Below are 26,353 nucleotides of genomic sequence, written 5' to 3' on the forward strand. Positions count from 1 at the left end.
ACTTTACAGTAATTTCAAGTATTAACATGTAAAAGAAATCATTATGAGGCTTGAAAATGAAAGCTTGGACATAGACGGTAATCGGATTCTATGCCCAAGCTTGTTTCTTTGAAGTTCTTAGCTTCTTGATACTTGAAGTCCTTTGTCGGAAAGCGTCATGTCAACGAAGCGTGCACGCGGATTAGGGGCTTGTTCTGTCAGTATCCGGCGGATTTGCCCTGCGGCTTGCGGGTCTTTGGCTACCATATACAAGTAACCGCCACCCCCTGCACCGGGGAGTTTGTATCCTAATGTATAATCTTTGATTTTCTCGATAATGGCTGCTACTGCCGGTGGATTCGTTCCGCAGTCCAATGCCTGGTTCTGTATCCAGGTCTTACCTACCAGATTGGCAAAATTGCTGAAGTTACTGCGTAGAATGGCTTCACTCATATCCATGGCGTGTGCTTTCATTTCAGCCAGTAAGCTCAGATGCATGCCCGAATTGAGGAACATGGAGCTGACGATTTCGGCTAATATACCTTTGGCTGTACGGGTGATTCCCGTATAGTACAGCAAGTGGCAGTCTCGATAATCAGGATGGACAAAGAGTTGGTCGGGTAACCAGCGTACTAACGGGTTCTGTTCAAACCCTGCTTCGGATTGAAGCAGCTTGACACCGGAGAATACACCGCCGTATTGATCCTGCCAACCGCCGCCTGTGGTCAGGAGTTGTTCCAGTACTAATGTATAGCTGCAAATATCATTCTTGTCCCAAGCCAGTCCGCAGAAATCATTGATGGCTCCGAGAACGGTGGATGCCAGAATGGAACTGGTTCCCAAACCTGAACCTGCCGGGATGGCAGCCAATAAGGTAATTTCTATTCCCGAACCGAAGGCTTTCAAATGTTCTTCCAATGAAGCGTAGCATTCGGCGGAGAATGCCGGTGCAAAGCCTGCCAGACTAAGCGCTGCTTTAGGAATGGAGAACGGTGAACCGACCTTCTTATAGTCTTGCAGTTCTTCATAGTTCCTGATAATTTCCATTGCGGCCATGTCGATGGAGCGGAGTACGATGTGGTATTCTTTACAGGGTTTCACATAGACCTGTAATGGTGGCTGTCCGTTCAATTCGATGGCGAGGTTGACGACACTTCCGCCTGAATAAAGAGAGTAGGGTGGAGTATCCGTCCATCCCCCCGCGACATCAATCCGCACGGGGCTGCGTCCCCATACGATTTGGTCGGAATAGACGCTGAGTGCAGGACGGTTTTTACGCTCCGGCATAACTCCCAGCAAACCGTCACGAAGTAATTGGAAAGCTGCCTGTTCTTCCTTTTGGCAAGCATTGTCTCCACGTAATTTCATGATCCGTGCACGGAGCATCCGGTTGTGTATCCGAACCATTTGCGCGGCATCCTCTTTCAGAATGTCGGGAGTGTTTAAGTCAAATCGTACAAACTCATGGGCAGCATCCTGCAAATCGAGTTGGTAGAACACACTCTTTTCGTAGTTGGCAGCCAGTCCTTTCCAGTTCTCTTTGCGGAAACTGCTGCGCTGTGCATAGAGACGTTTCAGATTGGCACTTGCCGAAATCTCATCAGCGGAAACTTTCTCAGCTTTCAGCCAAAGTTCTTTTCCTTCTTCCTGTTGAGGTTCTGATGTCATCCAACGTATTAATATCCCTAATTCCTCTACGGAAGTTACTTTCGGGAAAATAGAAGCAGCCTGCAAATCGTCCGTGCGACCTTTTATGTCGTCCCACGTAATTCCTCTTTCTTCCATCCATTGTGGGAACGGGATATTGAGATAAGTAGTCGTCGCCTTTTCCAACGCTCCTTTGAATACATCATCCAAACCATACGGACGGGCTACGAAATTGTGTTCGCCGACAGGAATAATATCCACACAGACACCATCCGGCAGAGAGATGTCCCAATGATTCTCCGGTACTCCGGTAATGATTTGGCGGGAACCCAATTTCCAGCCTTTTCCTATATAACTGTTTTCTATCCAAAGATTGGCATTATCGGCAGAAAGAGCCACCTGCGTGATGGAATTTTGAATAAAGATAGCCGGATTGGGTTTTACTTTCCGGTGCATGATTTTTCTTTGGTCGCGTACCTTGTCCTGTATGGACAGCGTCGAAGAAATCAGTTCATGGCTTGTGCCATAGTGATAAAATTCTCCACCGGGTAAAGGCAATATGGCCACGGACAGTTGGTTGATTTCTTCATCTGCTGTCTTGGGATGCTCTCCCAAAGCCAGTCCGTAGTCTGAATATAAATCATAATAATGAATGTCGTCCGCTCCTTTTTTCAATGAACGCTTCATCAATACTTCCACGGCGCGGTCACTCAGAATCCAAATGCCGATGTCCATCAGGAAAAGATGCGTTTTGGATAAACTCTCCAATTCTTCAAGCGAAGGTTTCTGCAACATGAAGTCGAGAACTTCCGGGCTCTTCCGGTCGGATACAAATACGCCGTGATGTGTTGCCAGCGAAGGGTTCACCCAAAGACCGTAACACACTACATCTACATTGGGAATATCCTGCAACGGTTTTTCCGAACGGATATACACGTCTCCGCTGGCTATCAGGGTATTCAGCCCGGCGGGAGCCTGCTTCATGATTCTTTCGTATAGTGGAAGCTGTAATGACAGCAGATTCTGTCCCAGCTTTTGTCCCCGTTCCCAACTGAAAATAGGAATGGGAGTCAATATCTTACCGGAAGGCCCGTAGCTTGGCAGCCGACGGCTTTGTCCGCCCGCATGAAGCAATATTCTCTTTTCGCGTCCTATCCAGTCACTAAAAGTGTCCTGAGGTGCGGATTCCTGATGGCAGGCTTGCAGCAGCCAGGTAGTTCCGCCGCCGGAACCCAGTTTGCTTCCAATGGGGTCTGACGTACAAAACCAGTCGGCATGATTCACTTCTTCCAGTTCGTGAAAACAATGGATTAAGTTAGGTGGTAAGGATAGTAACTTTTGCATAGTAGAATCGATATTTTAAAGATAAACGTATTAATGAATGAAACAGATGCTTATATATCCAGATTGTCCCAAACTTCGCAAAGCGCTTGCATGGAAGGGAACAGTAAATCAGCTCCCGCATCCAGTAAAACCTGTCCGTCCAGCGGCCCTGTGTTTACGGCAATCGTGAAGATGCCCGCTTTGTGTCCGGCTTCCACTCCTAACGGAGCGTTTTCTATGACAACGGCTTCATCCGCTTTCAATCCGCCTTTTTTTAGCGCCATCAGATAAGGTTCAGGATGCGGCTTTCCGTATTTCACGTCGAAAGCCGTAACCATCAACTCCTTTTTGAACATTCCCGGAAAGTTGTGCTCCAACCGTTCAAGCAGCGAAAGCTGTCCCGAACCGGTCACGACCATAGGAACCAGTCCTTCACTCTTTATTTTTTGCAATAACTCCCATGCGCCGGGCATACGTTCCGCTTCCGCATACGAGTTGAACAGGACACTTTTCTCCTGATAGATACTTTCTATTTCTTCCTGGGTAGCTTCCCTGCCCAGTTCACGTTGGAATACGATGTTGATAGTGGCAGCTCCCGTCCGTCCTTCGTGCATATACGCTTCTTCGCGGCTGAGGGTGAGCCCGTGAGATTTCATTACTTTATGCCAGGCTTCGGAATGGTAGGGCATGGAGTTGAAAAGTACTCCGTCCATGTCGAACAGGACGGCTTTCAGTTTCTTTTTCATACTTGGTACGTCGTAGAATCTTTTTTCGTAATACTTATTTTTTTATTATCATTTTCTCCAGTTCGGGCAGGGTGATGACTATATCATAGTGATTGCCGGATTCCGTACCGATATATCTGTAAGCTATGCTTTTGTCGTTATTGATGCAAGTTTGCAGGAATAACTGGGTTGCCGGGTCGCCTTGTCCTGCCAGGTTGGCAACGATTCCTTTTTTCACCTCTTCCGCATTCGTTTCAATCTGACTGACGGGACATGCGTCTTCGTCTACTTTGCAGATATAAACAACCGATTCGTCGCTGAGTTCAATCTTCTCTATAAGAATCTCTTCACTTGCCTGCATCGGGAATTGCAGGTTCGCCATTTTCAGTTGCGCTTCAAGCTTGGCACGCTCGCTTTGTGACGGGTCGGATTCTGCTTTGAGAACTTCTTTCACTTCCTCGGGAGTGAGTTCGCAGACCGCCTCTTCACCGGAGTCTTTCCCTACAAACTTCATTTGAAGTCCTGCGTTACATTCGGCTACCAGTTTAAGCATCTCTTTGACATCCTTCGCCGGGTTCCGGAACATAATCTTGATAGACTCTTTCATGCTTTCGGGGTTGTCCTTCAAGATGGCTATATCGGTAATACTCTCATTCATGTTGAGCGTGTACACTACATTGCTCCCGTCATAGGTGATGCTGGTAATCGTACCGACTTCTCCCATATCCATTGGGCATTGTTTGTTTGCAATAGCAACTACTGCTTTGAGTTTACTTTCCTGACAACTGCTGATTGATACCATCAATAATAACAAGCTACATAGTAGCACGAACCCGTAGGATTTCTTTAGTAGATTTCGTTCCATTCTATTATTTTTTTTTAAGTTGAGTCGTTTTAAATCATCCCCATATACGAGGCAAAGATAACGATAAAAAATGAGAGATAAAGTAGAATGGCAAGATAGTTGTAAACAAGGCTGTTATGTGATTAACAACACAAATATTTGCTGTTTAGAAGATTATGTGTATTTTTGTAGCGTTATAAACTCGACGATAGCATGAAAAAGAGAGTATTATTGTTGCTACCATTGTTTTTAGGCGCTTGTTCCAATAGTGGGGAAAGTCCTGTGATTAAGATCGAAAAGCTATATGTGAAGGCTGAACCGGACAGTGAAAAAGGAGAGGACTATGCTAATAAGATGGATGAGCTGCCGGCTTTGAAGGTGGGAGATAAGGTCGATGCGTTTTTATTTTTGGACGGAAACGGAGCGGAACTGAAAACTTTCAAGCTTCAGAAAGATAATGATGAGGCATTGGCTACCAAGCTCGTCTATGAGAAAACTGAAGTGTCTACCGAAGGAAACCTGACGGATGAAGAGAATGGGCAGCTTCGTTTTAAAGACGGTGTGACGCAGACCCGGATTATGGTGCGGGCTACCATTGCACATGTGGATAAGAACGGTGATGTAAGACTGGAATTCTATCTTTCCTCTAAAGCTGAATGTGAAGGAGCACAAGAAGAAATCGGCTTAAAAACAAAAGTCGATGATGAAAAAGAAGAATAAAGGTAACGAAAAAGCATAAAAACAACTTTGGTACAGGATATAAAAAAAGAAGCGGTTTACAGAAAACCGCTTCTTTTTCTATATATAGACTTTATTCTATTACAATTTAGCACGAATCGCTTTAGACTCTTCTTCGTAACCCGGTTTGTCAAGCAAAGCAAACATATTCTTCTTGTATGCTTCTACACCCGGTTGGTTGAACGGATTCACGCCCAGCAGATAACCGCTGATACCGCAAGCCTTTTCGAAGAAATACAGCAAACCTCCGATATTGTATTCGCTCAATGAAGGGAGAACGATACGCATATTAGGTACGCCACCGTCTACGTGAGCCAGTTGAGTTCCCAGTTCAGCCATCTTGTTCACTTCGTCCACACGTTTGCCGGCTAAGAAATTCAGACCGTCCAGATTCGCTTCGTCAGAAGGAACTTCCAGTTTATGGTCTACCTTATCCAGTGAGATGACAGTCTCGAAGATAGAACGTTCACCTTCTTGAATCCATTGACCCATAGAGTGAAGGTCGGTAGAGAAGTCTACTGATGCGGGGAAAATACCCTTGTTGTCCTTGCCTTCTGATTCTCCGTAAAGCTGTTTCCACCATTCGCTTACATAATGCAGTTTCGGGCAGAAGTTGACGAGGATTTCGATCTTCTTTCCGTTTCTGTACAGTTCATTACGGGTAGCAGCGTAGATAGCAGCAGGGTTTTCGGCAAACGGAACGTCTGCGCCACATGCTTTTTCCATGTCGGCAGCACCGGCAACCAGTTGCTCAATATCGAATCCGGCAACAGCAATCGGCAGCAAACCAACCGGAGTCAGTACAGAGAAACGTCCGCCTACATTATCAGGGATGATGAATGTTTTGTAACCTTCCTTGTCGGCAGTAACACGTGCAGCACCTTTCTTGGCGTCTGTAACGGCAACGATTACTTGTTTTGCAGTTTCTTTGCCGCGTTGGTCTTCACATTGCTTCTTCAACAGACGGAAAGCAAGCGCAGTTTCAGTTGTAGTTCCCGATTTAGAGATATTGATAACACCGAATTTCTTATCTTTCAGATATTCAGTAAGCTCATACAGATAATCTTCGCTGATATTGTGTCCGGCATAAATCATGACAGGAGCTGTTTTCTTTTCCTGCAACCAAATGAAACTGTTAGACAAAGCTTCGATTACAGCACGTGCACCCAGGTAGCTACCACCGATACCGGCAACGATTACCACTTCGCAATTATCTCTCAATACTTTTGCGGTAGCGTTCAAATCAGCCAGATGTTCTTTGGTGATGGAAGAAGGCAGGTGTAACCATCCTAAGAAGTCATTTCCTTTGCCTGTTCCTTTTTCAAGCATTTCCTGTGCGGCTTTCACCTCTGCTTCGTAGGCAGAAACCTTTTCTTTGGAGATAAATCCAAAAGTCTTTTCAATGTTCAAGCTAATCATATCTTTCTTGTTTAAAGGTTATCTAAAAGAATCAGTTAGTAATTTAATCTCAATCATAGGTGAGATACGTTCATACAGGATGTTGTACACAGCGTCCAGTATCGGCATATTGACGTGATGATGCTTGTTGATTTCCTTGATACATTTCGTACCATAGTAACCTTCGGCAATCATCTCCATTTCAATCTGCGCACTCTTTACGGAATATCCTTTCCCTATCATCGAGCCGAATGTCCGGTTACGGCTGAAGTTGGAGTATCCCGTCACCAGTAAGTCACCGAGATAAACAGATTCATCTACGTTTCTGTTCAGCGGGTGTACCGTATTCAGGAAACGGTTCATCTCCTGGATAGCGTTGGAAATCAGTACAGCCTGGAAGTTATCGCCGTATTTCAGTCCGCTGCAAATACCGGCGGCGATGGCATACACGTTTTTGAGCACCGAACTATATTCGATACCCGATACGTCGTCACTAACAGAGGTCTTGATAAAACTGCTTCCCAACCTGCGCGCGAAGATGCGTGCTTTGTCTTTGTCGGGGCAGGCGATGGTCAGATAAGAGAGGCGTTCCAGGGCTACTTCTTCCGCGTGGCAGGGGCCTGCCAGCACAGCTATGTTCTCGGGTGGTACGCCATATTCCTTTGTGAAGTATTCTGATACAATAATATTATCGTCGGGTACGATTCCTTTGATAGCGGTGATGATGAACTTATCCTTTATCTTCGTTTTCAGCTTTTTCAAGTGAGCCTTCAGATAAGGGGAAGGAGTGACGAAAATCAGCGTATCCGATTCTTTCACAACATCATTGATGTTGGAACTGAAAGAGATACGCTTGGTATCGAATTTCACTCCTGTCAGATAAGCCGGATTGTGTCCCAATCTCTTGAAATCAGCGATGCGGTCGTCGCGTCGCATATACCAATTGATAGAGTCTTCTTGAGCCAGACACATCTTCGCAATAGCCGTGGCCCAACTTCCACCGCCCATAATCGCTATCTTACCGGGTAATTTCATTTGTATGGTTTTGGATGAAGAACTTATTTAATTTTCTGTATCCATTCAGTTACGTCGTTTACCGACGGATTGGTCAGTTCTAATTTGTATTTCTTGTTGATGCCGCAGATATCCTGGTGTAGCTTCTGCGCGTTGACATCTTTCATATCCTCTACCGTATTGTAGCCGGCTTTCTGAATAACCGGAACCCAGTCTTCAGCGATTCCCAGTTCCACGTATTTGGCGGCTGCGTCTTTCTTTACCACCTTTTCCGGGCGCATTTGCGGGAAGAACAATACTTCCTGGATGGTAGTCTGTCCGGTCATTAACATAACCAGACGGTCGATACCGATGCCGATACCCGATGTAGGAGGCATACCATATTGCAAAGAACGCAGGAAGTCCTGGTCGATAATCATTGCTTCGTCGTCACCCTTGTCAGCCAGACGCATCTGTTCTTTGAAGCGTTCTTCCTGGTCGAGCGGGTCATTCAATTCCGAGTAAGCGTTCGCCAGCTCCTTACCGTTCACCATCAACTCAAAACGTTCGGTCAGTCCCGGCTTGGAACGGTGCATCTTGGTTAGCGGAGACATTTCCACCGGATAATCGGTGATGAAAGTCGGCTGTATATAAGTACCTTCGCAGAATTCTCCGAAGATTTCATCAATCAGCTTGCCTTTACCCATCGTGTCGTCGATTTCTTCCATCTTCAGTTCCTTGCACACCTGGCGGATTTCTTCTTCGCTCATGCCGTTCAGGTCGTATCCTGTCTTTTCCTTGATAGCATCGAGGATAGGCAGACGGCGGTAAGGAGCCTTGAAACTGATAGTCTTTCCGTCAACAACGCTTTCCGTACAGCCGTTCACAGCGATACAGATACGTTCCAACAGCTTCTCGGTGAAGTTCATCATCCAGTTGTAATCCTTGTACTGAACATAAAGTTCCATACAGGTAAATTCCGGATTATGGGTTTTGTCCATACCTTCGTTACGGAAGTTCTTACCTATTTCATATACACCTTCAAAGCCACCTACAATCAGTCTCTTCAAATAAAGCTCTGTTGCGATGCGCAGATAAAGGTCAATATCCAGTGAGTTATGGTGCGTGATGAACGGACGTGCGCTTGCGCCGCCGGCAATAGATTGCAGGATAGGAGTTTCCACTTCAGTGTATCCGGCTTCATCGAGAACGCTGCGCATTGTTTTCACTACAGTGGCACGCTTCAGGAATGTTTCTTTTACACCGTCGTTTACCACCAAGTCAACATACCGTTGGCGATAACGGAGTTCGGGGTCTTCAAAAGAGTCGTAAGCTACGCCATCCTTATATTTTACGATAGGCAGCGGTTTGAGAGACTTGGCAAGTACAGTCAGTTTCTTGGCATGAATACTGATTTCGCCCATCTGTGTGCGGAACACGAAGCCTTCGATACCTACAAAATCACCTAAGTCGAGCAGGCGTTTGAATACAGCGTTGTACAGTTCCTTGTCTTCTCCCGGACAGATGTCATCACGGGTGATGTACACCTGAATGCGACCTTTAGAGTCCTGCAATTCGATGAAAGAAGCCTTACCCATTACGCGGCGGCTCATGATACGTCCGGCTACGGAAACCTGGCGCGGTTCGTCCTCATCCTTGAATTCAGCTTTAATATCTGTAGAGAAAGCATTGGTTACATACTCTGCTGCAGGGTATGGGTCGATACCCATTGCACGAAGTTCATTCAGGCTGTTGCGTCGAATGATTTCCTGTTCACTTAGTTCTAGTATATTCATTTCGTTACGTATTAACTCAATTTTGTGGGCAAAAATACGAAACTTTTCTCATATATCCCGTAATCTGTCTCTTTTTTGTATCTTTGCGCCCTCAAACTAATAGGTATGACAGGACAAAAGACACCCACTGCGTTGGGAACAGAAAAGATTGGGAAGCTTTTAATGCAGTATGCCATTCCGGCAATTATCGCCATGACGGCGTCTTCTCTATATAATATGGTAGATAGTATTTTCATCGGTCACGGGGTAGGAGCAATGGCTATCTCCGGATTGGCGCTAACCTTTCCGCTGATGAATCTCGCCGCCGCTTTCGGATCGCTGGTCGGTGTGGGGGCAGCTACACTGGTTTCGGTGAAACTGGGACAGAAAGATTACGACACCGCACAACGGGTACTCGGCAATGTGCTGGTACTGAATATTATCATCGGACTTGCCTTTACGGTTGTCACATTGATATTTCTCGACCCTATTCTTTATTTCTTCGGCGGTAGTGATGCCACGGTAGGGTATGCCCGCGATTATATGGTCGTTATCTTATCAGGTAATGTCGTCACCCACCTTTATTTAGGTCTGAATGCCGTACTTCGTTCGGCAGGACATCCGCAGAAAGCGATGGTTGCCACGATTGCTACGGTGGTGATTAACACGATACTTGACCCTGTTTTTATTTATGGCTTCGGCTGGGGAATACAGGGAGCGGCTATCGCTACCATTACGGCACAGGTCATCGCGTTGGCATGGCAGTTCAAACTATTCTCTAATAAAGAAGAACTGTTGCACTTCCACAAAGGTATCTTCCGGTTGAAGAGGAAAATCGTGGCCGATTCCCTGGCTATCGGCATGGCGCCTTTCCTTATGAACTTGGCAGCCTGTTTCATCGTCATTCTTATCAATCAAGGCTTGCAACATCACGGCGGTGACTTGGCTATCGGAGCGTTCGGCATTGTCAACCGGCTCGTATTCCTCTTTGTCATGATTGTAATGGGACTGAATCAGGGTATGCAGCCGATTGCCGGCTACAACTATGGGGCACAGCAATATCCGCGTGTGACAAAAGTCCTGAAAATAACGATTTATGCCGCCACCATCGTAACCACTGCCGGATTTCTCATGGGAATGTTGATTCCCAAATTGGCGGTTTCTATCTTTACTACGCATCAGGAACTGGTGGATATTTCTGCCAAAGGATTGCGTATTGTAGTGATGTTCTTTCCCATTGTCGGTTTTCAGATGGTGACGTCCAATTTCTTCCAGAGCATCGGCATGGCAAGCAAGGCAATCTTCCTTTCGATATCCCGTCAGGTTCTTATCCTGATTCCCTGCCTGTTGATTCTCCCTCGTTATTATGGGCAATTAGGAGTCTGGATAAGTATGCCGATTTCCGACCTGACAGCCAGTCTGATAGCGGGAACAATGCTTTGGTGGCAGTTCCGCCAATTCCGGAAGAAGCCTGTCTGACGACTGGTTTGCTGCAATACTTTTCGAGAGTACAACAATTTTGTTTATAGAGCAAGTTTTTCTCAACGATACTCATGCCTATGAGAAAAAATACTCATACATATGAGAATATATTCTCATTGAACTGAGAATTTTTTCTCATAGGCATGAGTATTTCCCCCTGCTAGAATGCTCTGAAACGGCATTTTCTTAGCGTTTATGATAAGGGCTTTACCAGTCGAATAAATTTATGTATTTGTCGAATTCAGGTTTGGTTTTGATGCCATGTTTTAGAAAGACGGCGATAATCTGTTCTTGTTCGTCAGGATGCAGCATCCGTTCTTTGTTACGGATGCGGTAAAACATGCTGCGTCCCATTAAGGAATATAATTCTTTGCGGATGGTCACGGCTGTAGTATATGGAATGTTGTCCAATATATGGTCCATTCCGCAAGCAAAGCGTGAAGTGCAGTATGGTTTGAAAAAGTTGCAGTTGTTCTCATTTCCTGCTATGTGGCTTGGGTTGACTGTTCGGAAATCAGTAACGTTTTGCGGTATGCAGAGCGTAGCTTGATGGCGTAGGCATTTATTGCGGCGCGGGCATTTGCTGTGGGTGCAGTATAAATATTTTTTAGGGATGTCGTTAAAGTCAATTTTTGGGTCCATGATTCTCAATGCTTTTATAGTTTGCTGTTGTTTTCATATTCTGTTTACAGGTGGCAAACTTACACAAAAACGCTGGAATAATCGAAAGAAAATGGAAGAAAAGGAATACTGCACTCCATGCTAGGTATATGTAGAGTATAAATCTACTTGTTTTGTATACGAAACAAAATGATGTGTATTTTATTCTGTATACGAAATAAAATTTAATTGTAAAGCATATCAAACAATTGATGAATACTAAAGAGAACAAGTGAGTAGGACAGACTTGATAGATAAATTAACGTCTTATTGTTTTAAAATAAAGAGTTATGCTTACCGTTTTCTATGTCTGTAATAATGCTATTTATAGTGATTAATAGAGGTGGAATTCCTCTTTTTATGGTATTGAATATTGCTTCGGGGTCGATAGCGGCGTATTCATGGGATAATATATTGCGTAAACCTATAATTCGTTTCCAAGGAATCTCTTTATAATTTTCAACTAGTAATGCTTCTTCTGTAAGGTTGTCTATTTGTCTCACTGTTTCTCCTATTGTTTGAAGACACATGCAAGTAGAATTAAATAGTACCATAGCAGAGTCAGAGGTTAAAAAGTCATGGTATGAATTTAGATGTTTCGTTGTTCTTTCTATAAAAGAACTTTGTTCTTCAACGAAATGTAGCATGCCTACTATTTTTTCTTTAGATATAGATCGCATCTTCTTCTAGACTTTTTTTGAAAAAATTGCGCATGATAGCTCCTAGTGAGATGATGTCCACTTTTGTACGGAATATTTTTTCTAAATCTTCCTTTATATCCTGTATTGTAAAATAGTCAGGCTCTTGTAACTTTATGCAAATATCAATATCACTTGTTTCATCATGCTCTCCTCTGGCGGCGGAACCAAACAACCCCAAAGTGATTATTCCGTATTTCTCAGCATAGTGTGCTTTGAAATCGCGTAATATATCAAGTATTTCAGCGGTTGTTTTCATTTTCTATTCTATTTATAGGAACAAAGGTAGCAATTATTTTGATATAAAGAAAAGTTGGAGACTATAACTTGTGCTGATTTGTAGTATGTTAGAAAATAGTGATAAGGGGTAAAGAATCCTTTGTTCTTGATTTTTCCTAAACATTTATAACTCTCTCTTGTTATTTTCCGAAAAGTATTTGTACCTTTGTCATCGGAACGTAGCATGCCGCTTTTATGGTATGCGATTGTGCGTTTCCTCGGCTAGCAGGAAATTGTAACGGATTTTTTTCAGATGCCGGGAAGACGCCTGTACTTCTATGACTTTTCATAGAGTACGGGCTGTCTGCCCGTATCTGAAGGGTAGCCGTTACTACCTCCTGCTGGCGGGATTAGACAGCTCCGTACTCTTTTATAATAAAAGGTACGGAACAAGTTAATTACTAACTTAGTTCCGTTTTTTATGTCAAAGTGGCTCACAACAAAACAAATGTCCGAAAAGCACGGCATTAATGAACCCATTCTCAGGAATTGGGCGAATCTTGGTTATATTACAAGTTCACGAATAGAGGAACAGCTATTTCTGGATGAAGATAGCCTTCTCGCTTATCTGGAAACCCACAAGAGACTTGGTTTGGAAGCAGATTATTTATCAAGAATCGTAGAAGAAAAGAAGTTGGAACGTGACTTTATCATTTCCAGATATGATGATTTGCTTTATGTCTTGAGAACCCAAAAGACATGTAAGCCTTTGTATACAATCATTATTCGCGAACTGGCTCAATTGATAATTCATCCCGAAGGTCGTGATATTTTCTATTCCATTTCCATAGGAGAACCCATAGCGAAAGTTGCCTGCCGACATCGAATCACCTACGACCGTGCATTACAGATTTATAATTCTCATCTTAAAGGCTTGAAACTACGGAAGGACATGTTGGCTACCTATCGGAAACGTTCCATGGATGCCCGTTTCCTGTCTTTGGCCGAGGACAGGAAGAAGGTAAATCTGGAGCAGGATGAAAAGATACTTAATCTGTCACTCCGGAAAGTTGCCGATACCCGGTTGGCAAATGTGTTGCAGAACAATGAGATACGGACGGTAAAGGAGCTGTTTGAAATCATATCATTAGGGGGATGGAAAAGTATATTAGGCATAGAAGGCGTCGGAAAAACTTCGTACTACCGTTTGTTGTCCAAGCTTCAGATGCTGGGAGTAGTCGATGAAAGTTTGGACAAAATCCTTTCCAAGTGTTCACATGAATAATCCCTATTCTTCCGTATGTGTATTGGCTATTTCCGCCCGAATCCTGCTTAGTGATTGTGGCGTTATCCACAAGTAAGACGCGATATGTTTCAGTGGGACATATTGCAGTAATTCCGGTGTATCCTTGATAAGAGTAAGATAACGCTCTTTGGCTCGCGGGCTTCCCGAACTGATAAGCCAATTTTCTTGTAAGAGCATCTGGTGATTCATAAGACTAATTCCCAGGTTAGCAAGTCCGATGGAAGAAGCGAACAAATGATTCAGGGCTGTACGGGAAATGCAATAAGCTACGCTGTCACACATCGCTTCAATATTTATTAATGAGTAACCATTTTCCACATATCCCCAAACGGAGAAAGCGGCTTCTCCCTCGGACGCAAACCAAATCGTTGAATCCACTCCGTCTTTATGGTAGTATGCCCGCCAAATGCCTTCTATGATAAAATAAAGGTTACTATTCTTTGCTCCTTCGCGTACAATCAATGATTTCTTTTTGAAATGTACTTCTTCCATACAGTCCAATAAAGCCTGTATATCCGTTTCTGACACCTTATACTTATTACAAAGTTTTTCAATGAATGCCTTCATGTTGCAAAGATACTCATCGTCGGCGGACGATTAAGCGATCTTTGAAATAAATTCCGATGATATAGAGCATTGTTAACAATTCTGCAAACGGTACGGCTAGCCATATACCCGGCACTCCTAGTATTTTAGGAAGCACAAGAAAACCGATCAGCATAAATACCACCCCTCGAAGGAGAGTGATAATCATAGCTCTCTGCCCCCGTTCGACGCTTTGATAATAACCGATTCCTATCATGTTGAAAGCAAAGAATATAAATCCGATACCAAAATAAGAAATACCATTCATGGCTATATCGAATGCCGCATAGCTCCGGTCGATAAACAGCGACACGATATTCTGCCGGCATAGGACGGTGATAATGAAAAAGCTGATTCCACAAATCAATGCCGTCCGAATGGCGAGGTGCAAGGCTTTCCTGACACGGTCGGGCTGTCCGGCTCCGAAATTATAGCTGATAATCGGTTGTGCGGATTGCGCAATGGCATTGTAAACCATGAAGATAATCGGGAAGAAGTAGCAGGCAATACTGAATGCAGCTACTCCGTCTTCACCGAGATAATGGATGAAAACATAATTTCCCAAAAACATCATACAGGCGATGGATGCTTCGCTGATAAAGGCGGAACTTCCCAACTTTATCATATAACCGACATTGCGAAGAGTCAGCATCATACTTTTGATACTTAACTTAATCCGGCACAGATGAAGGGAACGGGAGAATTTGAGGAGATAAATCAGTGTCATCAATCCGCCTACGACAGTTCCCAAACTGGTAGCGAACGCTGCTCCCATTATTCCCCAGCCAAATTCAAAAATGAATATATAGTCTAGGATAATATTGAGTATGGCCGCAATAGCATTGCACATCATCGCATAAGTGGGCGAACCATCCAGGCGAATACAGAACATGCCTATATTTAATATCTCATAGAATACAAGAAAAGGGAGATACCATGCCATATACTCAACCGCCAAGGGCAATAATCTGTCCGAACTTCCTAATAATTTGGCCAATGGCTCTATATAATAAAAACACAGGGCGGACATAATAAGTATAAGAAGAGTGGAAAACACAAGCGCTTGAGTAATATTAATACTTGCTACTCTGCGTTTTCCCTGTGATAAATGAATGGAAGCGACTACCGAAGAACCGACTCCGAACATCAGGCCGATGCCGGCGGTAATCATAAAAAGCGGAGCCGTGATGTTAACGGCTGCCAATGCATCACTTCCAATCCCTTTTCCGACAAATATACCGTCCGTAATAACGAATATAGCCGAGAAAACCATTCCTAGTACCGTAGGAATTAATAGCTTACGGAACAATGTGGAAATCTCCATGCTGCTGAAATCAATACTATCTTTCATACCTTTAATCTTTAAAATCTTAGAAAACGGTTGCAAAGGTAAAAGTATGAAAGGAGATAAAAATTACCAAATGGTAATTTTTATCCATCACGTTTATTTTGGTTTATCCGGAGAGAAATTTAAACTGTATCCTTTTGTCCAAAAATGTACATTTATTATTTGTTGGACATTAAATACTCCGATTTGGATTGTATACTTAGGTGGAAATATAGATAAAAGGACTTTATTTGTATAATTTAATGTCAGTATCATTGATGGAATAATATGCACCGGATTTGTGCTGACAAGGAATGAAACATTATAAATTTTTAAATAATACTATTATGCACCTTAAGAAATTTAGTTGGTTGTTTGGTCTGTTTTTTTTATTAAATGTTTTCTCTGTGACATTCATGTCATGCAGTGATGATGAGGCAGTGCAAGAAGAGCCACAAAATCCGGATACACCGGATGATGGAAATGAAGAAGAAAGTATTGCCTTCAAGAAATCATGCCGGGTAATTATGGAAAGAATTACAAATGCCAATATGGCTTCCAATGCTACGGAAGTGGACAATGTAGTCACCAATTGTTTAGCTCTGATGAAAGAAAACGGTTCTTTTTCTGATATTAATTATTGGGATAAATCATACAGTTGGGAACCCGGTACCCATTTGGATAGACTGAAGCAAATGGCTCAAGCATATGTATTGAAGAAAAGCTCTTATTACTGTAATACAGGATTGCATAAGAATATAGTGAATGCTTTGACTTATTGGAACACAGTACATCCGGTTTGTAATAACTGGTATAAAAATCAGATTTTCGCACCGCAAAAGATGGGGGAAATATTGATTTTACTTCGTTCCGGCGAAAAGCAAATATCTAAAGAACTGGAAGATAGTATTCTTGCCTATATGAAAAAAACGGGAGGAAATCCTGCCGAACAAACAGGTGCTAACGAGACGGATGTAGCTTTACATTGGCTTTATAGAGGATGTCTGAAAGAGGATAAGGAAGTATTGGATGCTGCTGTTTTACATACATTTGCCCCACTGGCCTATGTTGGTGTAAATGAGCCCGGCATTCAATACGATCTTTCTTATTTTCAGCATGGCCCGCAGCTATATATAGGTGGCTATGGCCTTATAATGCTTAACGGAGTGACACGAGTTGCTGATTATACTGCTGGGACTGGCTATAAACTATCTGATAGTCAAGTAGACATATTACATAAGTTTATAAGCGATACTTACATGAAAAGTATCCGGGGGAATGTACAATTCTATAATGTGGTGGGGCGCAGTGTCAGTCGTCCGAACGCGTTGTTTTGTCGTGGATTTGCCAATACGCTTGAGAAAATGAAACAAATTGCCCCTGCGCATATAAACGAATATGACCGTTATATTGCTATTTTGCGAGAAGAGGGGAATTATAGTGGTATGGACGAAACATTGACTCATTACTATGTCGGTGATTGTAGTATTTTTCAAGGACAAAATTATTCGGTATGTGTGCGTATGGCGTCCGATCGTACCCGTCGGTGTGAACACGGAAACGGGGAAAACTTGAAAGGATTCTTTATGAGTGACGGCTCTATGGATCTGGCGGTCAAAGGAAATGAATATTTAGATATTTTTCCTGTTTGGGATTGGAATAGGATACCTGGGACAACGGCTCCCCAATTGCCTGAAATACCTCAGGCGGAAGAGTGGGGAGAACCGGGCGAATCTGATTTTTGTGGTGGTCTTTCGGACGGTAAGAGAGGACTGGTTGGTTTTAAGATGGCTCATAAAACCCATGGGGTTGATGTTTCGGCATACAAATCATGGTTTTTCATGGGGGATGAGGTGGTATGTCTTGGCAGTGGTATTTCTTCCAATATGCCCTATAAAGTGAATACCACGGTAGAACAGTGCTTGCTTGATGGCGATGTCGTTTATTCAAAGGAGGGGCAGGAACTGTCTATCTCAAACGGGATGGAACAGGCTGACCAGGCGTTGGATTGGGTATGGCATCGAAATGTAGGATGTTTTTTCCCTGAATCCCAGAAAGTGTCTGTTAAAACAGAAGCCAGAAGCGGACGTTGGTATGATATCAATAATACGCAGAATAAAAATGCAGTCAGCAAAGATGTATGCTCGATTTGGTTGAATCATGATGATTTATTATCAGATGATACTTATAGTTATATTCTTGTTCCAGGGATAAAGAGTGCAAATGAAATGAAAAACTATAATGTGAGAAATATAGAAATCCTGTCCAATACTGTAAATGTGCAATCTGTTAAAAATAATAAGACCGGCGTTATTCAAGCAATGTTCTATAAGGGAGGGACTATCGTAGCGAATGATTTGAAGGTTACAGTTGACAACCCGTGTGCTTTGATGCTTCGTAAAGCATCTGACAATGTATTTGATGTATTTTTCTCTGATCCTTCCCATAATTTAAAAAGTTTGTCCATTACCGTAGAATACGGTAAAAATAAGAAGGAGTATTCTTTTGGTTTATTTACTGAGGATAATGTATATCGGGGGAAAACACATCAGACGCAGCTCTTATTTTGATGTATTGGCTGTGTGCTGAACATAAAGATTGATATTCATGGCAGTTCTTATTCAGAGAATAGATAAAAGTGAGCTTGAAAATGGATATTAAAGGCAGAATTATAAAAGGAAATAAAAAAATATTTGGTGATTTTTATTATTGCCCGGCAATTATATATTTATCAATAATTATGTATTCCATTGATAAATAGTGTGTTAATTGCATCGTAAAATATCGTTTCCTCTCGCTTAATTTCATTTTGTTATTCTTAATATATTATTTCAGTTTTAAAAAATATAAATTATCTTTGCGCCATCAAAGTTTTCAAATCACAAAATCGTGAGGAGAAATTGAAAGGGAATGCAGTGTAAATCTGCAACAGTACCCGCTGCTGTAAGTTCCATTCCATGTTTATGGGAATTATTGGTTTTACAACCTCTGCCACTGACTGAAAAAGTTGGGAAGGCGTAAAACAGGAACAAGTCAGAAGACCTGCTTTGATAGAAATCGGATTGACAACCTGCGGGAGTACGGGTGAATAGTCAGAAAATGGATTCAAAGATTCTGTTCCTATCATTCTTGTAGTCTGTTTTTTAGGCTTGATTATACCCATTTCTCTAAAGGCAAGTCATTATATATTAACCTTTGGTAATATGGAATGAGCATGAGAAGGACTTTATCAGTATTTTCTGTTTTTTTATTTTTAGTAGTTACAATTCCGGTTGTTTCTGCGCAAGAGCGGCACAAAAAATATTATAAAAGCCGTTTGGACAGTATACAGCGTCTGGATACGGTGGTAATCACCGGACAACGATTGAATAAGTACCGGGATGTAATTCCGGCACAGGTGATGACATCCAAGGATTTGGAGAAGCTTAACAGCCTGTCTGTGGCAGATGCCATCCGCTTTTTCTCCGGGGTACAGTTGAAAGACTACGGTGGTGTCGGAGGATTGAAGACTGTAAATATAAGAAGTATGGGTACCAATCATATGGGAGTATTCTATGACGGTATTCAGTTGGGAAATGCGCAGAACGGACAGATAGACTTGGGCAAGTTCTCATTGGACAATGTAGAGGAAATATCCCTTTATAACGGTCAGAAAAGTGAAATTTTCCAGTCGGCAAAAGACTTCGGAGCTTCGGGGACAATTTACATAACCACCCGCAAACCCCGTTTTACAGATGGAAAAAGTGCCAATTTTAAAGCTACTTTACGTACAGGTTCGTTCGGCTTGATAAACCCTTCTCTTCTTTACGAACAGAAGTTGACAGATAAAATAAGTACCTCATTCAGCGGCGAGTGGATTAATGCCAGTGGAAAATACAAATTCCGTTATCGCCGCCGTAACACATTGGGGGAAGTCATGTATGACACAACTGCAGTCCGACAGAACGGAGATATAAACTCTACACGTATGGAGGCCGGATTACATGGCAAAATTAATGACGGGCAGTGGACATTGAGAGGATATACTTATAATTCGGAGCGGGGAGTTCCGGGTGCCATTGTCAATAATGTATTTCGGAATGGAGAACGGTTGTGGGATACTAACTCCTTTATCCAGGGTACTTTCACAAAAGAAGTATCATCCAGATATCGTACTTTGGTAAATGCAAAGTATGCTGCTGATTACACACATTATGAGAATCATGACAGTAAGCTGTTTCAGACCAAGAATACATACAGGCAGAAAGAAATTTATGTTTCGACAGCCAATCTTTATTCTTTGACAAGCTTCTGGGATGCATCATTGGCATATGACTTTCAGTGGAACAAGTTGGATGCCGAGTTCAATAGCCCGAATAATGAAAGTACTTTTCCTTTTCCGCAGCGTTTTACGAATATGGTAGCTTTAGCTACGGCGGTTGATTTGAAACAATTCAAATTGCAGGGAAGCTGCCTGGGATATTTTGTCCATGAGAAGGTGAGACGTTTTGCCAAGTCACCGGATAAAGCTGTGTTCACTCCTGCTGTTTTTGCTTCTTACCGGCCGTTTAAGTATGAAGATTTCTCTTTGCGCGCTTTTTATAAGGAAATGTTCCGTATGCCTACATTCAATGACCTGTATTACACCGATATGGGGAATGCTTTTCTGAAACCGGAATATACTACACAATATAATGTAGGTTTTAAGTATAAAAAAGAATTCCAACACTCTTTGTATAAATTGTTCGATTTGCAGGTCGATGCATACTATAATGAAGTAAAGGACAAGATTATAGCTTATCCTAAAGGGCAGCAATTCCGTTGGACAATGCTGAATTTGGGATATGTAGAAATCCGGGGAATAGATGTCTCCCTGCATCAGGCTGTAGGATTCGGCAAGTTTCTGGCAAATGTGAAGATGCAGTATACCTATCAGAAAGCGCAGGATTTTACTGATCCTTCAAAAAACTATTATTCTCACCAGATACCCTATATTCCGTGGCATAGCGGTTCGTTGATAGCGGCTTTGGAATATGGTTCGTGGGCACTCAGCTATTGCTTTATCTATACGGGCGAACGATACAATCAGCAGGAGAACATAGCTTATAACCATACACAACCCTGGTATACGAGTGACATAAACATGGTGAAATATCTGAAGATAAAATCGAACCGGATGAAACTCTCTCTTGAAGTAAATAATTTATTCAGCCAGGATTACGATGTGATTCTGAATTATCCGATGCCCAAACGGAACTTTCGTTTTTTGATAAGCATAGATATTTAGTCCTATGAACAAGAAAATATATATATCAGTTGTAACACTGCTATGTCTGTTGTGTTGTGCGGGTTGCCGTGAGATAGAACTGGTGAATCCTACAGAATACGAGTTGCTGGATTTTGAGGCGGATTCGGACGCTGATCCTATGGGGCTGTATTTGCTGAATGAAGGTAATATGGGAAGTAATAAATCTACCTTGGATTATGTAGATTACCGTACAGGTATTTATGCCCGTAACATATATGCCGAGAAAAATCCGACGGTCGTAAAAGAACTGGGAGATGTTGGGAATGATATTCAAATTTATAAAGGAAAATTGTATGCAGTGATTAACTGTTCGCATAAAGTGGAAGTTATGGATGCTTATACTGCAAAACGCATTACTCAGATTGACATTCCTAATTGTCGCTATATACGTTTTAAGGGTAACTATGCGTATGTGAGTTCTTATGTAGGGCCGGTGGCAATAGACCCGAATGCCCAGAAAGGAGCTGTTTTCAAGATTGACCTCGATACTTACAAGATAGTGGGGCAGGTGACCGTAGGATATCAGCCTGATGAACTGGAGATTGTTGGCAATAGGATTTATGTGGCAAACTCCGGGGGATACCGTGCGCCCAATTACGATACTACGGTGTCGGTGGTAGAAATGGAAACAATGCGGCAGCTTTACAAAATAGAGGTTGCCATTAATCTGCATCGTATCAAGGCGGATAAATATGGTAAGTTATGGGTGTCATCACGCGGTAATTATGATGATGTAGCTTCTAATTTATATGTACTGGAAGAAAATGCAGGACGCTATAAGGTGACGAAAACCATGAATTTGCCTGCTTCGAATATGGTATTGAGTGGAGACTCCCTTTATGTATATAGTGTAGAGTATAGTAATAATACGAATAAGAACACGGTGACTTACGCTATTGTAGATGTAAAGACTGAACGGGTTGTTTCTCGTAAATTTATTACGGATGGCACGGAACTGAATATTGAAATTCCTTATGGCATTGCCATTCATCCGGTGACGAAGGATATTTACGTGACAGATGCCCGGAACTATGTATCGAGCGGCGCGTTGCACTGTTACTCGAAAGACGGTGTGAAACGATGGAGTGCACGTACCGGAGATATACCGGCACATATGGTGTTTTTGGAACGTAAAAAATAGATAGAATGAAGAAAGTAATAAATTGTTTATGTTTATTGTGTACGGGGCTCATTCTTTCTTGTACACAGGAGGTACCGATGTTGAGCTTGGGAGTTGATGATATATATGTGATTCCGCGAATGAAAGTTATTTATTTCAACCCTGCTTTTACCGGGGAATCTTATCAGTGGAGTATAAAAGCATCCGATGGCAGCGACTCCATTGTCAGTACACAAAAGGAATATATTTTCCTTCCCGAATATACAGGCGTGTACGAGATTGATTTTCGCATATTCGATTCACAAAACCCCATAGAACATCACGTCTCGGTTTATGTTCAGGAAGAAGAAGTGGAGTATAGTCCTTTTATATCCAAAGTTTATGAATATTGTCCGGCTCCCGGGCAGTTTGTGAATGACATGCCTAGATATCAGGAGGGTGATACCGAAAAAGAGATGATACAAAAGGCGGAAGAAGCTGTTTATGGTAAAAACTATGGCGGGGTTTCGTTGGGAGCTTATGGTGGATATGTGACTTTTGGATTCGATCATACAGTAATAAATAAAAAGGGGCAACGTGATTTCTTGATCGACGGAAATGCGTTCCATAGTGCGGCTCATCCGGGAGTGAACGGTGGAAGTAGTGAGCCGGGTATCGTGATGGTGTCATTTGACGAAAACCAAAATGGGAAACCGGATGATAAGTGGTATGAACTGGATAAAGACCCGTGGTACACGAATGAGATTGCTAAGATAAATTGTAAGATAACCTATCATCGTCCGGATCCCGACAGAGAGATTGTCAAGGAGGGACCTCTGACTGATATTTATTATATAAAATGGACTGATAATATGGGACAGGAAGGCTATGTCGCCAAGAACCAGTATCACAATCAGGATTATTATCCGAAATGGATTTCGGAAGACCGGATGACATTTGAGGGAACTTTGTTACCTAAAAATGCGGTGGATGTGTCGGGAGACGGTTCGTATTATTTGCAATATATGTTTGAATACGGAGCTTATGTAGACAACTTTCCCAATGGAGCGTTGGATGCGGATGGCAATAATCGTTCGAGTTTTGATATCGGATGGGCGGTTGACCCTATGACACGGACACCTGTAAACCTGCCGGGTGTTGACTTTATACGTGTATATACAGCCGTCAACCAATATTGTGGCTGGCTGGGAGAAACATCTACGGAAATATATTTGGCACGTGACCTGCATGTATATATACGGCCTACGCGTCCCGATGAATGAAAAATAGTCTGGAAATAAAATAATAATAAAAAAATGAAGAAGCGATTTGTATTGATTGCATTAGGATTTTGGGTAGGAGCTTCCTGTTTATGGGTATCTTGTTCTTACGAAAATAATGATAATCCGGTAGAATATCCGGATTTGGAGCCTGACCCAGAACCGGAACCCGAACCTGTTCCTGAACAGAATACAGAATATGTGGCTGCGTTAGGTGAACCGAATTGTTACATGATACAGGCAGGACAGTCGGTTTCTATTCCAGTGATGAAAGCTTATGCAGTCTGGGATTTGTTTGCGAGTGAACTGGAAGAGGCCGACTTGGACAATCAAGTTCCGGAGCCTGTTCTGCTCTGGCAGGATGCGCAGAATCTGATAACCAATGTCGGATTAATTCCCGGAGAGACACATGAGAAAGATAATATAGCAGTGGCAGTGTCGGCAAATATAAAAAGCGGTAATGCATTGGTTGGCGTGAAGATTGCCGGAGAGATTCGTTGGAGTTGGCATATATGGGTGACTCCATATAATCCGGATAAGGATCCGGTTGTGATGGGGCGTATATATCCTTTTGATAATAATGGTGACGGGGTGGATGACTATATATTTATGGATCGCAACCTTGGAGCGGTGAATACGACCGTCAATTTGGGGACAACCACCGCTGATAGTCTTGCTGCTTGCGGATTGCTTTACCAGTGGGGACGTAAAGACCCGTTTCCGGGTGACAGGAAATTTAAATACAGTACAAATAATAATCCCTATTACGACAGTAAGCCGATTTATACTATTGACAATGTCTTGCTGACGGAAGGGAGTCAGGCGGGAGGGACAGGTATCCGTTCGGTAAAGGCAGACGCGGATCAGACACGTAGCAGCCTGACTCAATCTATTGTGAGCCCATTGACAGTATTACTGGGGCCGGGAAGTTATGGTTATAACGATTGGCTGGAAGAACGCTGTGATACTCTTTGGAATAATCAAAAAGGTGGCAAGGCTCCGTTCGATCCTTGTCCTGAAGGTTGGAGAGTGCCGGCCAATAAGAATGGTACTTATCCCTGGAATGGTTTTGAACTGGCGACAACGGAATATTCTCCGTTGGGAATTTTCCCGATGGCAGGTTTCCGTTACAGTGTAGGCGGGGGGATATTAAAGAATTCCGGGCATACGGTTGAGCTGTGGATTGGTGATGTCAGCGCTAACCATTCGGGAAATGCCAGATGTTTGTCTATTTACTATGATTATGCACATCGGCCGCTTGTCAAGGCAGATGTAGGAACACGTAGTAATGCAGCATCTGTCCGTTGTGTACGAGAATAAAAATATGTGTTTATTATTAATATGAATAAATTTGATTGAAAATTATGAAAACATTTTTGAAATGGAATTTATGGGTCTGTCTACTTGTTGTTACAGCCCTTGCTTCGTGTAAAGACGATAATGATGATGGTAATACGGAAGATCCGAATTACGTATTTAAAGTGGCGGATGAAAACAAAACTTTGACGTGTGACGCGAAGGGAAAAACATTTGTAATAGATGTGACCTCTACTAAAAACAACAGCAAAGTAAGTTTTGAGGTTGAATCTAGTCCCGAATGGGCACCGGCGGAGATTGAAATGACTGCTTTAACAGTTACTGTGAAAGAGAATACGGCTAAAGAACCGCGTAATGGTGGGAAGATTGTGTTGGTACAGGATGAAACGGGTGCTAAACTCGAAATTATAGTCAATCAGGAAGAAGTGACCAGTTCATTGAATTTAGAAGCTAGATATACAACTGCTCGTTGTAAGGTTCTGACTATTGAACCGGATATTGCCGGATATAATGAAGCACCGGTTTATGAATGGACTTGTAAGAAAGTGGGGACGGAAGGCGACGCAAAAGTGGTCGGTACAGAGAAGAATTTACCTTTCATTCAATTGGAAGCAGGTACTTATGATGTAGCGTTGAAAGTGACAGATGGAAATATTGGTGAATCAAAGAGCACACAAGTGACGGTGACTCAGGAAGAGACAGCATATTCACCGTTTATTTCAGAAGTGTTTGCATATCGTCCTGCTCCGGGGAGTAAAATAACTTCGAATCCTACAGATACAGAAGTAATCGCTATCAAAAAAGCAGAGGATCTTTTGAAAGGGAAAGATATTAATGATAATAATACGGGGGCAATGGAATTGGTACAATTGGGTAGCTTCGGGGGATATGTTACATTTGGCTTTGATCATACGGTAGTAAATGTGCCGGGAAAAAGGGATTTCCGTATAAATTCGATGATAAGTAGTAGTAATATGTTCTTTCCAAGTGTGATAATGGTTGCTTTTGATAAGAATGGTAATGGAAAACCTGATGATGACGAATGGTATGAAATAAAAGGGAGTGAACATGATAATACTAAAACGATGAAAGGTCTGACCGTAACCTATGAAAATGAGGATGTAAACTACGCTACTTGCAAATGTACCTGGAAAACGAGTATGGAAGAGAATGGTTCAATGATGGCTGATGATTATTCTATGGCTGGATTAGGATGGCCTCAATGGATAAAAAAGGCAATAACTTTCGAAGGAATAACTCGTTTGCCTGATAATGCTGTAATGTCAGGTATGTTTCCAAGTAGCTATATACAATATGAATATGGATATGCATGTAATGCAAGTCTAGGAAAAGAAGGGGGAGCTAAAAAGTGTGCAATTGATATTTCATGGGCTATCGATAAAGACGGTAATAAAGTGAATTTGCCTGGAATTGATTTTGTCAAAGTTTATACTGGAGTTCTCCAGGATTTGGGTATGTTTTATGGTTACTCATGGGCTAATGTTGCCGGAGCTACCGATTGCCATCTGAAAGGTGAAGACTTTGATTCAGATGTAGAATAATATCTGCAATAAACATAGTGACGCTATCCTTATCATATAGTGACGGTATCTGGCGAATATACCGTCACTATATGATAAGGATAGCGTCACTATAATTTTTACTGTTTAA

At 42.4% G+C, this 26,353-nt stretch carries 20 protein-coding genes and 1 riboswitch; of the genes, 9 read left to right on the forward strand and 11 right to left on the reverse strand.

The window, feature by feature from the left end:
• Positions 1–117: 117 nt before the first annotated feature.
• Genes BQ7997_RS05380 through BQ7997_RS05390 form a run of 3 tightly spaced genes read right to left on the reverse strand, consistent with a single transcriptional unit; the run spans position 118 to position 4,539 of the window.
• Positions 118–2,970: a bifunctional fucokinase/fucose-1-phosphate guanylyltransferase gene (locus BQ7997_RS05380; protein WP_073344281.1), complete on the reverse strand. Its 2,853-nt coding sequence runs from the start codon at positions 2,968–2,970 to the stop codon at positions 118–120.
• 50 nt (positions 2,971–3,020) lie between these two features.
• Positions 3,021–3,695, reverse strand: coding sequence for an inorganic diphosphatase (locus BQ7997_RS05385; RefSeq protein ID WP_073344284.1), 675 nt, complete (start codon positions 3,693–3,695; stop codon positions 3,021–3,023).
• Between the two features lie 34 nt (positions 3,696–3,729).
• Positions 3,730–4,539 (reverse strand): hypothetical protein, encoded by an 810-nt coding sequence (locus BQ7997_RS05390; RefSeq protein WP_073344287.1) that lies wholly within the window; start codon positions 4,537–4,539, stop codon positions 3,730–3,732.
• A 192-nt stretch (positions 4,540–4,731) separates the two neighbouring features.
• On the opposite strand from BQ7997_RS05390, the gene BQ7997_RS05395 reads away from it, so the two are divergent.
• Entirely contained in the window at positions 4,732–5,238 is a 507-nt protein-coding gene (locus BQ7997_RS05395; protein WP_073344290.1) for a DUF5035 domain-containing protein, read from the forward strand.
• 99 nt (positions 5,239–5,337) lie between these two features.
• Here the strand turns inward: BQ7997_RS05395 and BQ7997_RS05400 are convergent, their stop codons facing one another.
• From BQ7997_RS05400 to lysS, 3 genes are read right to left on the reverse strand one after another with little or no spacing between them, the layout of a single operon-like run.
• On the reverse strand, positions 5,338–6,675 hold the full coding sequence (locus BQ7997_RS05400; protein WP_073344292.1) for a glucose-6-phosphate isomerase: 1,338 nt from the start codon (positions 6,673–6,675) through the stop codon (positions 5,338–5,340).
• A gap of 18 nt (positions 6,676–6,693) precedes the next feature.
• Positions 6,694–7,689, reverse strand: a complete 996-nt coding sequence (locus BQ7997_RS05405) for an NAD(P)H-dependent glycerol-3-phosphate dehydrogenase (protein WP_022139686.1) — start codon at positions 7,687–7,689, stop codon at positions 6,694–6,696.
• Between the two features lie 23 nt (positions 7,690–7,712).
• Positions 7,713–9,443 carry a lysine--tRNA ligase gene (lysS, locus tag BQ7997_RS05410; protein WP_022139687.1) on the reverse strand — a complete coding sequence of 577 codons (1,731 nt, stop codon included), beginning with the start codon at positions 9,441–9,443 and terminating at the stop codon, positions 7,713–7,715.
• Between the two features lie 105 nt (positions 9,444–9,548).
• Between lysS and BQ7997_RS05415 the strand changes: the two genes are divergently transcribed.
• On the forward strand, positions 9,549–10,901 hold the full coding sequence (locus tag BQ7997_RS05415; RefSeq protein WP_044656003.1) for an MATE family efflux transporter: 1,353 nt from the start codon (positions 9,549–9,551) through the stop codon (positions 10,899–10,901).
• Positions 10,902–11,111: 210 nt separating this feature from the next.
• On the opposite strand, the gene BQ7997_RS05420 is transcribed toward BQ7997_RS05415, so the two are convergent.
• The 3 genes from BQ7997_RS05420 to BQ7997_RS05430 form a co-directional block, all read right to left on the reverse strand.
• The gene (locus BQ7997_RS05420; protein WP_022139689.1) at positions 11,112–11,546 is read right to left on the reverse strand and encodes a DUF6078 family protein; all 435 of its coding nucleotides are present in this window, start codon (positions 11,544–11,546) and stop codon (positions 11,112–11,114) included.
• Positions 11,547–11,839: 293 nt separating this feature from the next.
• Positions 11,840–12,244, reverse strand: coding sequence for a HepT-like ribonuclease domain-containing protein (locus BQ7997_RS05425; RefSeq protein ID WP_073344295.1), 405 nt, complete (start codon positions 12,242–12,244; stop codon positions 11,840–11,842).
• Entirely contained in the window at positions 12,228–12,521 is a 294-nt protein-coding gene (locus BQ7997_RS05430) for a nucleotidyltransferase family protein (protein WP_073344298.1), read from the reverse strand. The genes BQ7997_RS05425 and BQ7997_RS05430 overlap by 17 nt, the downstream gene beginning before the upstream one ends.
• A gap of 468 nt (positions 12,522–12,989) precedes the next feature.
• Here BQ7997_RS05430 and BQ7997_RS05435 point away from each other — a divergent pair, with 468 nt between their 5' ends.
• Positions 12,990–13,766: a hypothetical protein gene (locus BQ7997_RS05435; RefSeq protein ID WP_022139692.1), complete on the forward strand. Its 777-nt coding sequence runs from the start codon at positions 12,990–12,992 to the stop codon at positions 13,764–13,766.
• Between the two features lie 3 nt (positions 13,767–13,769).
• On the opposite strand, the gene BQ7997_RS05440 is transcribed toward BQ7997_RS05435, so the two are convergent.
• Complete coding sequence (locus tag BQ7997_RS05440) at positions 13,770–14,354, reverse strand: Crp/Fnr family transcriptional regulator (protein WP_022139693.1); 585 nt, start codon at positions 14,352–14,354, stop codon at positions 13,770–13,772.
• 13 nt (positions 14,355–14,367) lie between these two features.
• Positions 14,368–15,723 (reverse strand): MATE family efflux transporter, encoded by a 1,356-nt coding sequence (locus BQ7997_RS05445; protein WP_073344301.1) that lies wholly within the window; start codon positions 15,721–15,723, stop codon positions 14,368–14,370.
• Between the two features lie 323 nt (positions 15,724–16,046).
• On the opposite strand from BQ7997_RS05445, the gene BQ7997_RS05455 reads away from it, so the two are divergent.
• From BQ7997_RS05455 to BQ7997_RS05480, 6 genes are all read left to right on the forward strand, one after another.
• On the forward strand, positions 16,047–18,269 hold the full coding sequence (locus tag BQ7997_RS05455; protein ID WP_159436748.1) for a polysaccharide lyase 8 family protein: 2,223 nt from the start codon (positions 16,047–16,049) through the stop codon (positions 18,267–18,269).
• A 281-nt stretch (positions 18,270–18,550) separates the two neighbouring features.
• Positions 18,551–18,763: riboswitch (cobalamin riboswitch) on the forward strand.
• Between the two features lie 144 nt (positions 18,764–18,907).
• Positions 18,908–20,965, forward strand: a complete 2,058-nt coding sequence (locus BQ7997_RS05460; RefSeq protein ID WP_073344311.1) for a TonB-dependent receptor plug domain-containing protein — start codon at positions 18,908–18,910, stop codon at positions 20,963–20,965.
• A 4-nt stretch (positions 20,966–20,969) separates the two neighbouring features.
• Positions 20,970–22,127, forward strand: coding sequence for a YncE family protein (locus tag BQ7997_RS05465; protein ID WP_073344314.1), 1,158 nt, complete (start codon positions 20,970–20,972; stop codon positions 22,125–22,127).
• Positions 22,128–22,132: 5 nt separating this feature from the next.
• A complete protein-coding gene (locus BQ7997_RS05470) occupies positions 22,133–23,368 on the forward strand; it encodes a cell surface protein (RefSeq protein WP_073344317.1) in 1,236 nt (411 codons plus the stop codon).
• A gap of 33 nt (positions 23,369–23,401) precedes the next feature.
• A complete protein-coding gene (locus BQ7997_RS05475; protein WP_073344320.1) occupies positions 23,402–24,685 on the forward strand; it encodes a fibrobacter succinogenes major paralogous domain-containing protein in 1,284 nt (427 codons plus the stop codon).
• 44 nt (positions 24,686–24,729) lie between these two features.
• Positions 24,730–26,244 (forward strand): PKD-like domain-containing protein, encoded by a 1,515-nt coding sequence (locus tag BQ7997_RS05480; RefSeq protein ID WP_073344323.1) that lies wholly within the window; start codon positions 24,730–24,732, stop codon positions 26,242–26,244.
• Positions 26,245–26,353 lie beyond the last annotated feature (109 nt).

The organism is Bacteroides congonensis, from assembly GCF_900130125.1.
In the GTDB taxonomy this organism is placed as follows: Bacteria; Bacteroidota; Bacteroidia; order Bacteroidales; family Bacteroidaceae; genus Bacteroides; species Bacteroides congonensis.

Bases quoted from the DNA above. Each gene is read 5' to 3' on its own strand.
- BQ7997_RS05385 (WP_073344284.1), bottom strand. From the start codon at position 3,695: ATGAAAAAGAAACTGAAAGCCGTCCTGTTCGACATGGACGGAGTACTT.
- BQ7997_RS05380 (WP_073344281.1), bottom strand. From the start codon at position 2,970: ATGCAAAAGTTACTATCCTTACCACCTAACTTAATCCATTGTTTTCAC.
- BQ7997_RS05480 (WP_073344323.1), top strand. From the start codon at position 24,730: ATGAAAACATTTTTGAAATGGAATTTATGGGTCTGTCTACTTGTTGTT.
- BQ7997_RS05455 (WP_159436748.1), top strand. From the start codon at position 16,047: ATGCACCTTAAGAAATTTAGTTGGTTGTTTGGTCTGTTTTTTTTATTA.
- BQ7997_RS05425 (WP_073344295.1), bottom strand. From the start codon at position 12,244: ATGCGATCTATATCTAAAGAAAAAATAGTAGGCATGCTACATTTCGTT.
- BQ7997_RS05420 (WP_022139689.1), bottom strand. From the start codon at position 11,546: ATGGACCCAAAAATTGACTTTAACGACATCCCTAAAAAATATTTATAC.
- BQ7997_RS05460 (WP_073344311.1), top strand. From the start codon at position 18,908: ATGAGCATGAGAAGGACTTTATCAGTATTTTCTGTTTTTTTATTTTTA.
- BQ7997_RS05430 (WP_073344298.1), bottom strand. From the start codon at position 12,521: ATGAAAACAACCGCTGAAATACTTGATATATTACGCGATTTCAAAGCA.
- BQ7997_RS05465 (WP_073344314.1), top strand. From the start codon at position 20,970: ATGAACAAGAAAATATATATATCAGTTGTAACACTGCTATGTCTGTTG.
- BQ7997_RS05440 (WP_022139693.1), bottom strand. From the start codon at position 14,354: ATGAAGGCATTCATTGAAAAACTTTGTAATAAGTATAAGGTGTCAGAA.
- BQ7997_RS05415 (WP_044656003.1), top strand. From the start codon at position 9,549: ATGACAGGACAAAAGACACCCACTGCGTTGGGAACAGAAAAGATTGGG.
- BQ7997_RS05470 (WP_073344317.1), top strand. From the start codon at position 22,133: ATGAAGAAAGTAATAAATTGTTTATGTTTATTGTGTACGGGGCTCATT.
- BQ7997_RS05435 (WP_022139692.1), top strand. From the start codon at position 12,990: ATGTCCGAAAAGCACGGCATTAATGAACCCATTCTCAGGAATTGGGCG.
- BQ7997_RS05390 (WP_073344287.1), bottom strand. From the start codon at position 4,539: ATGGAACGAAATCTACTAAAGAAATCCTACGGGTTCGTGCTACTATGT.
- BQ7997_RS05445 (WP_073344301.1), bottom strand. From the start codon at position 15,723: ATGAAAGATAGTATTGATTTCAGCAGCATGGAGATTTCCACATTGTTC.
- lysS (WP_022139687.1), bottom strand. From the start codon at position 9,443: ATGAATATACTAGAACTAAGTGAACAGGAAATCATTCGACGCAACAGC.
- BQ7997_RS05395 (WP_073344290.1), top strand. From the start codon at position 4,732: ATGAAAAAGAGAGTATTATTGTTGCTACCATTGTTTTTAGGCGCTTGT.
- BQ7997_RS05405 (WP_022139686.1), bottom strand. From the start codon at position 7,689: ATGAAATTACCCGGTAAGATAGCGATTATGGGCGGTGGAAGTTGGGCC.
- BQ7997_RS05400 (WP_073344292.1), bottom strand. From the start codon at position 6,675: ATGATTAGCTTGAACATTGAAAAGACTTTTGGATTTATCTCCAAAGAA.
- BQ7997_RS05475 (WP_073344320.1), top strand. From the start codon at position 23,402: ATGAAGAAGCGATTTGTATTGATTGCATTAGGATTTTGGGTAGGAGCT.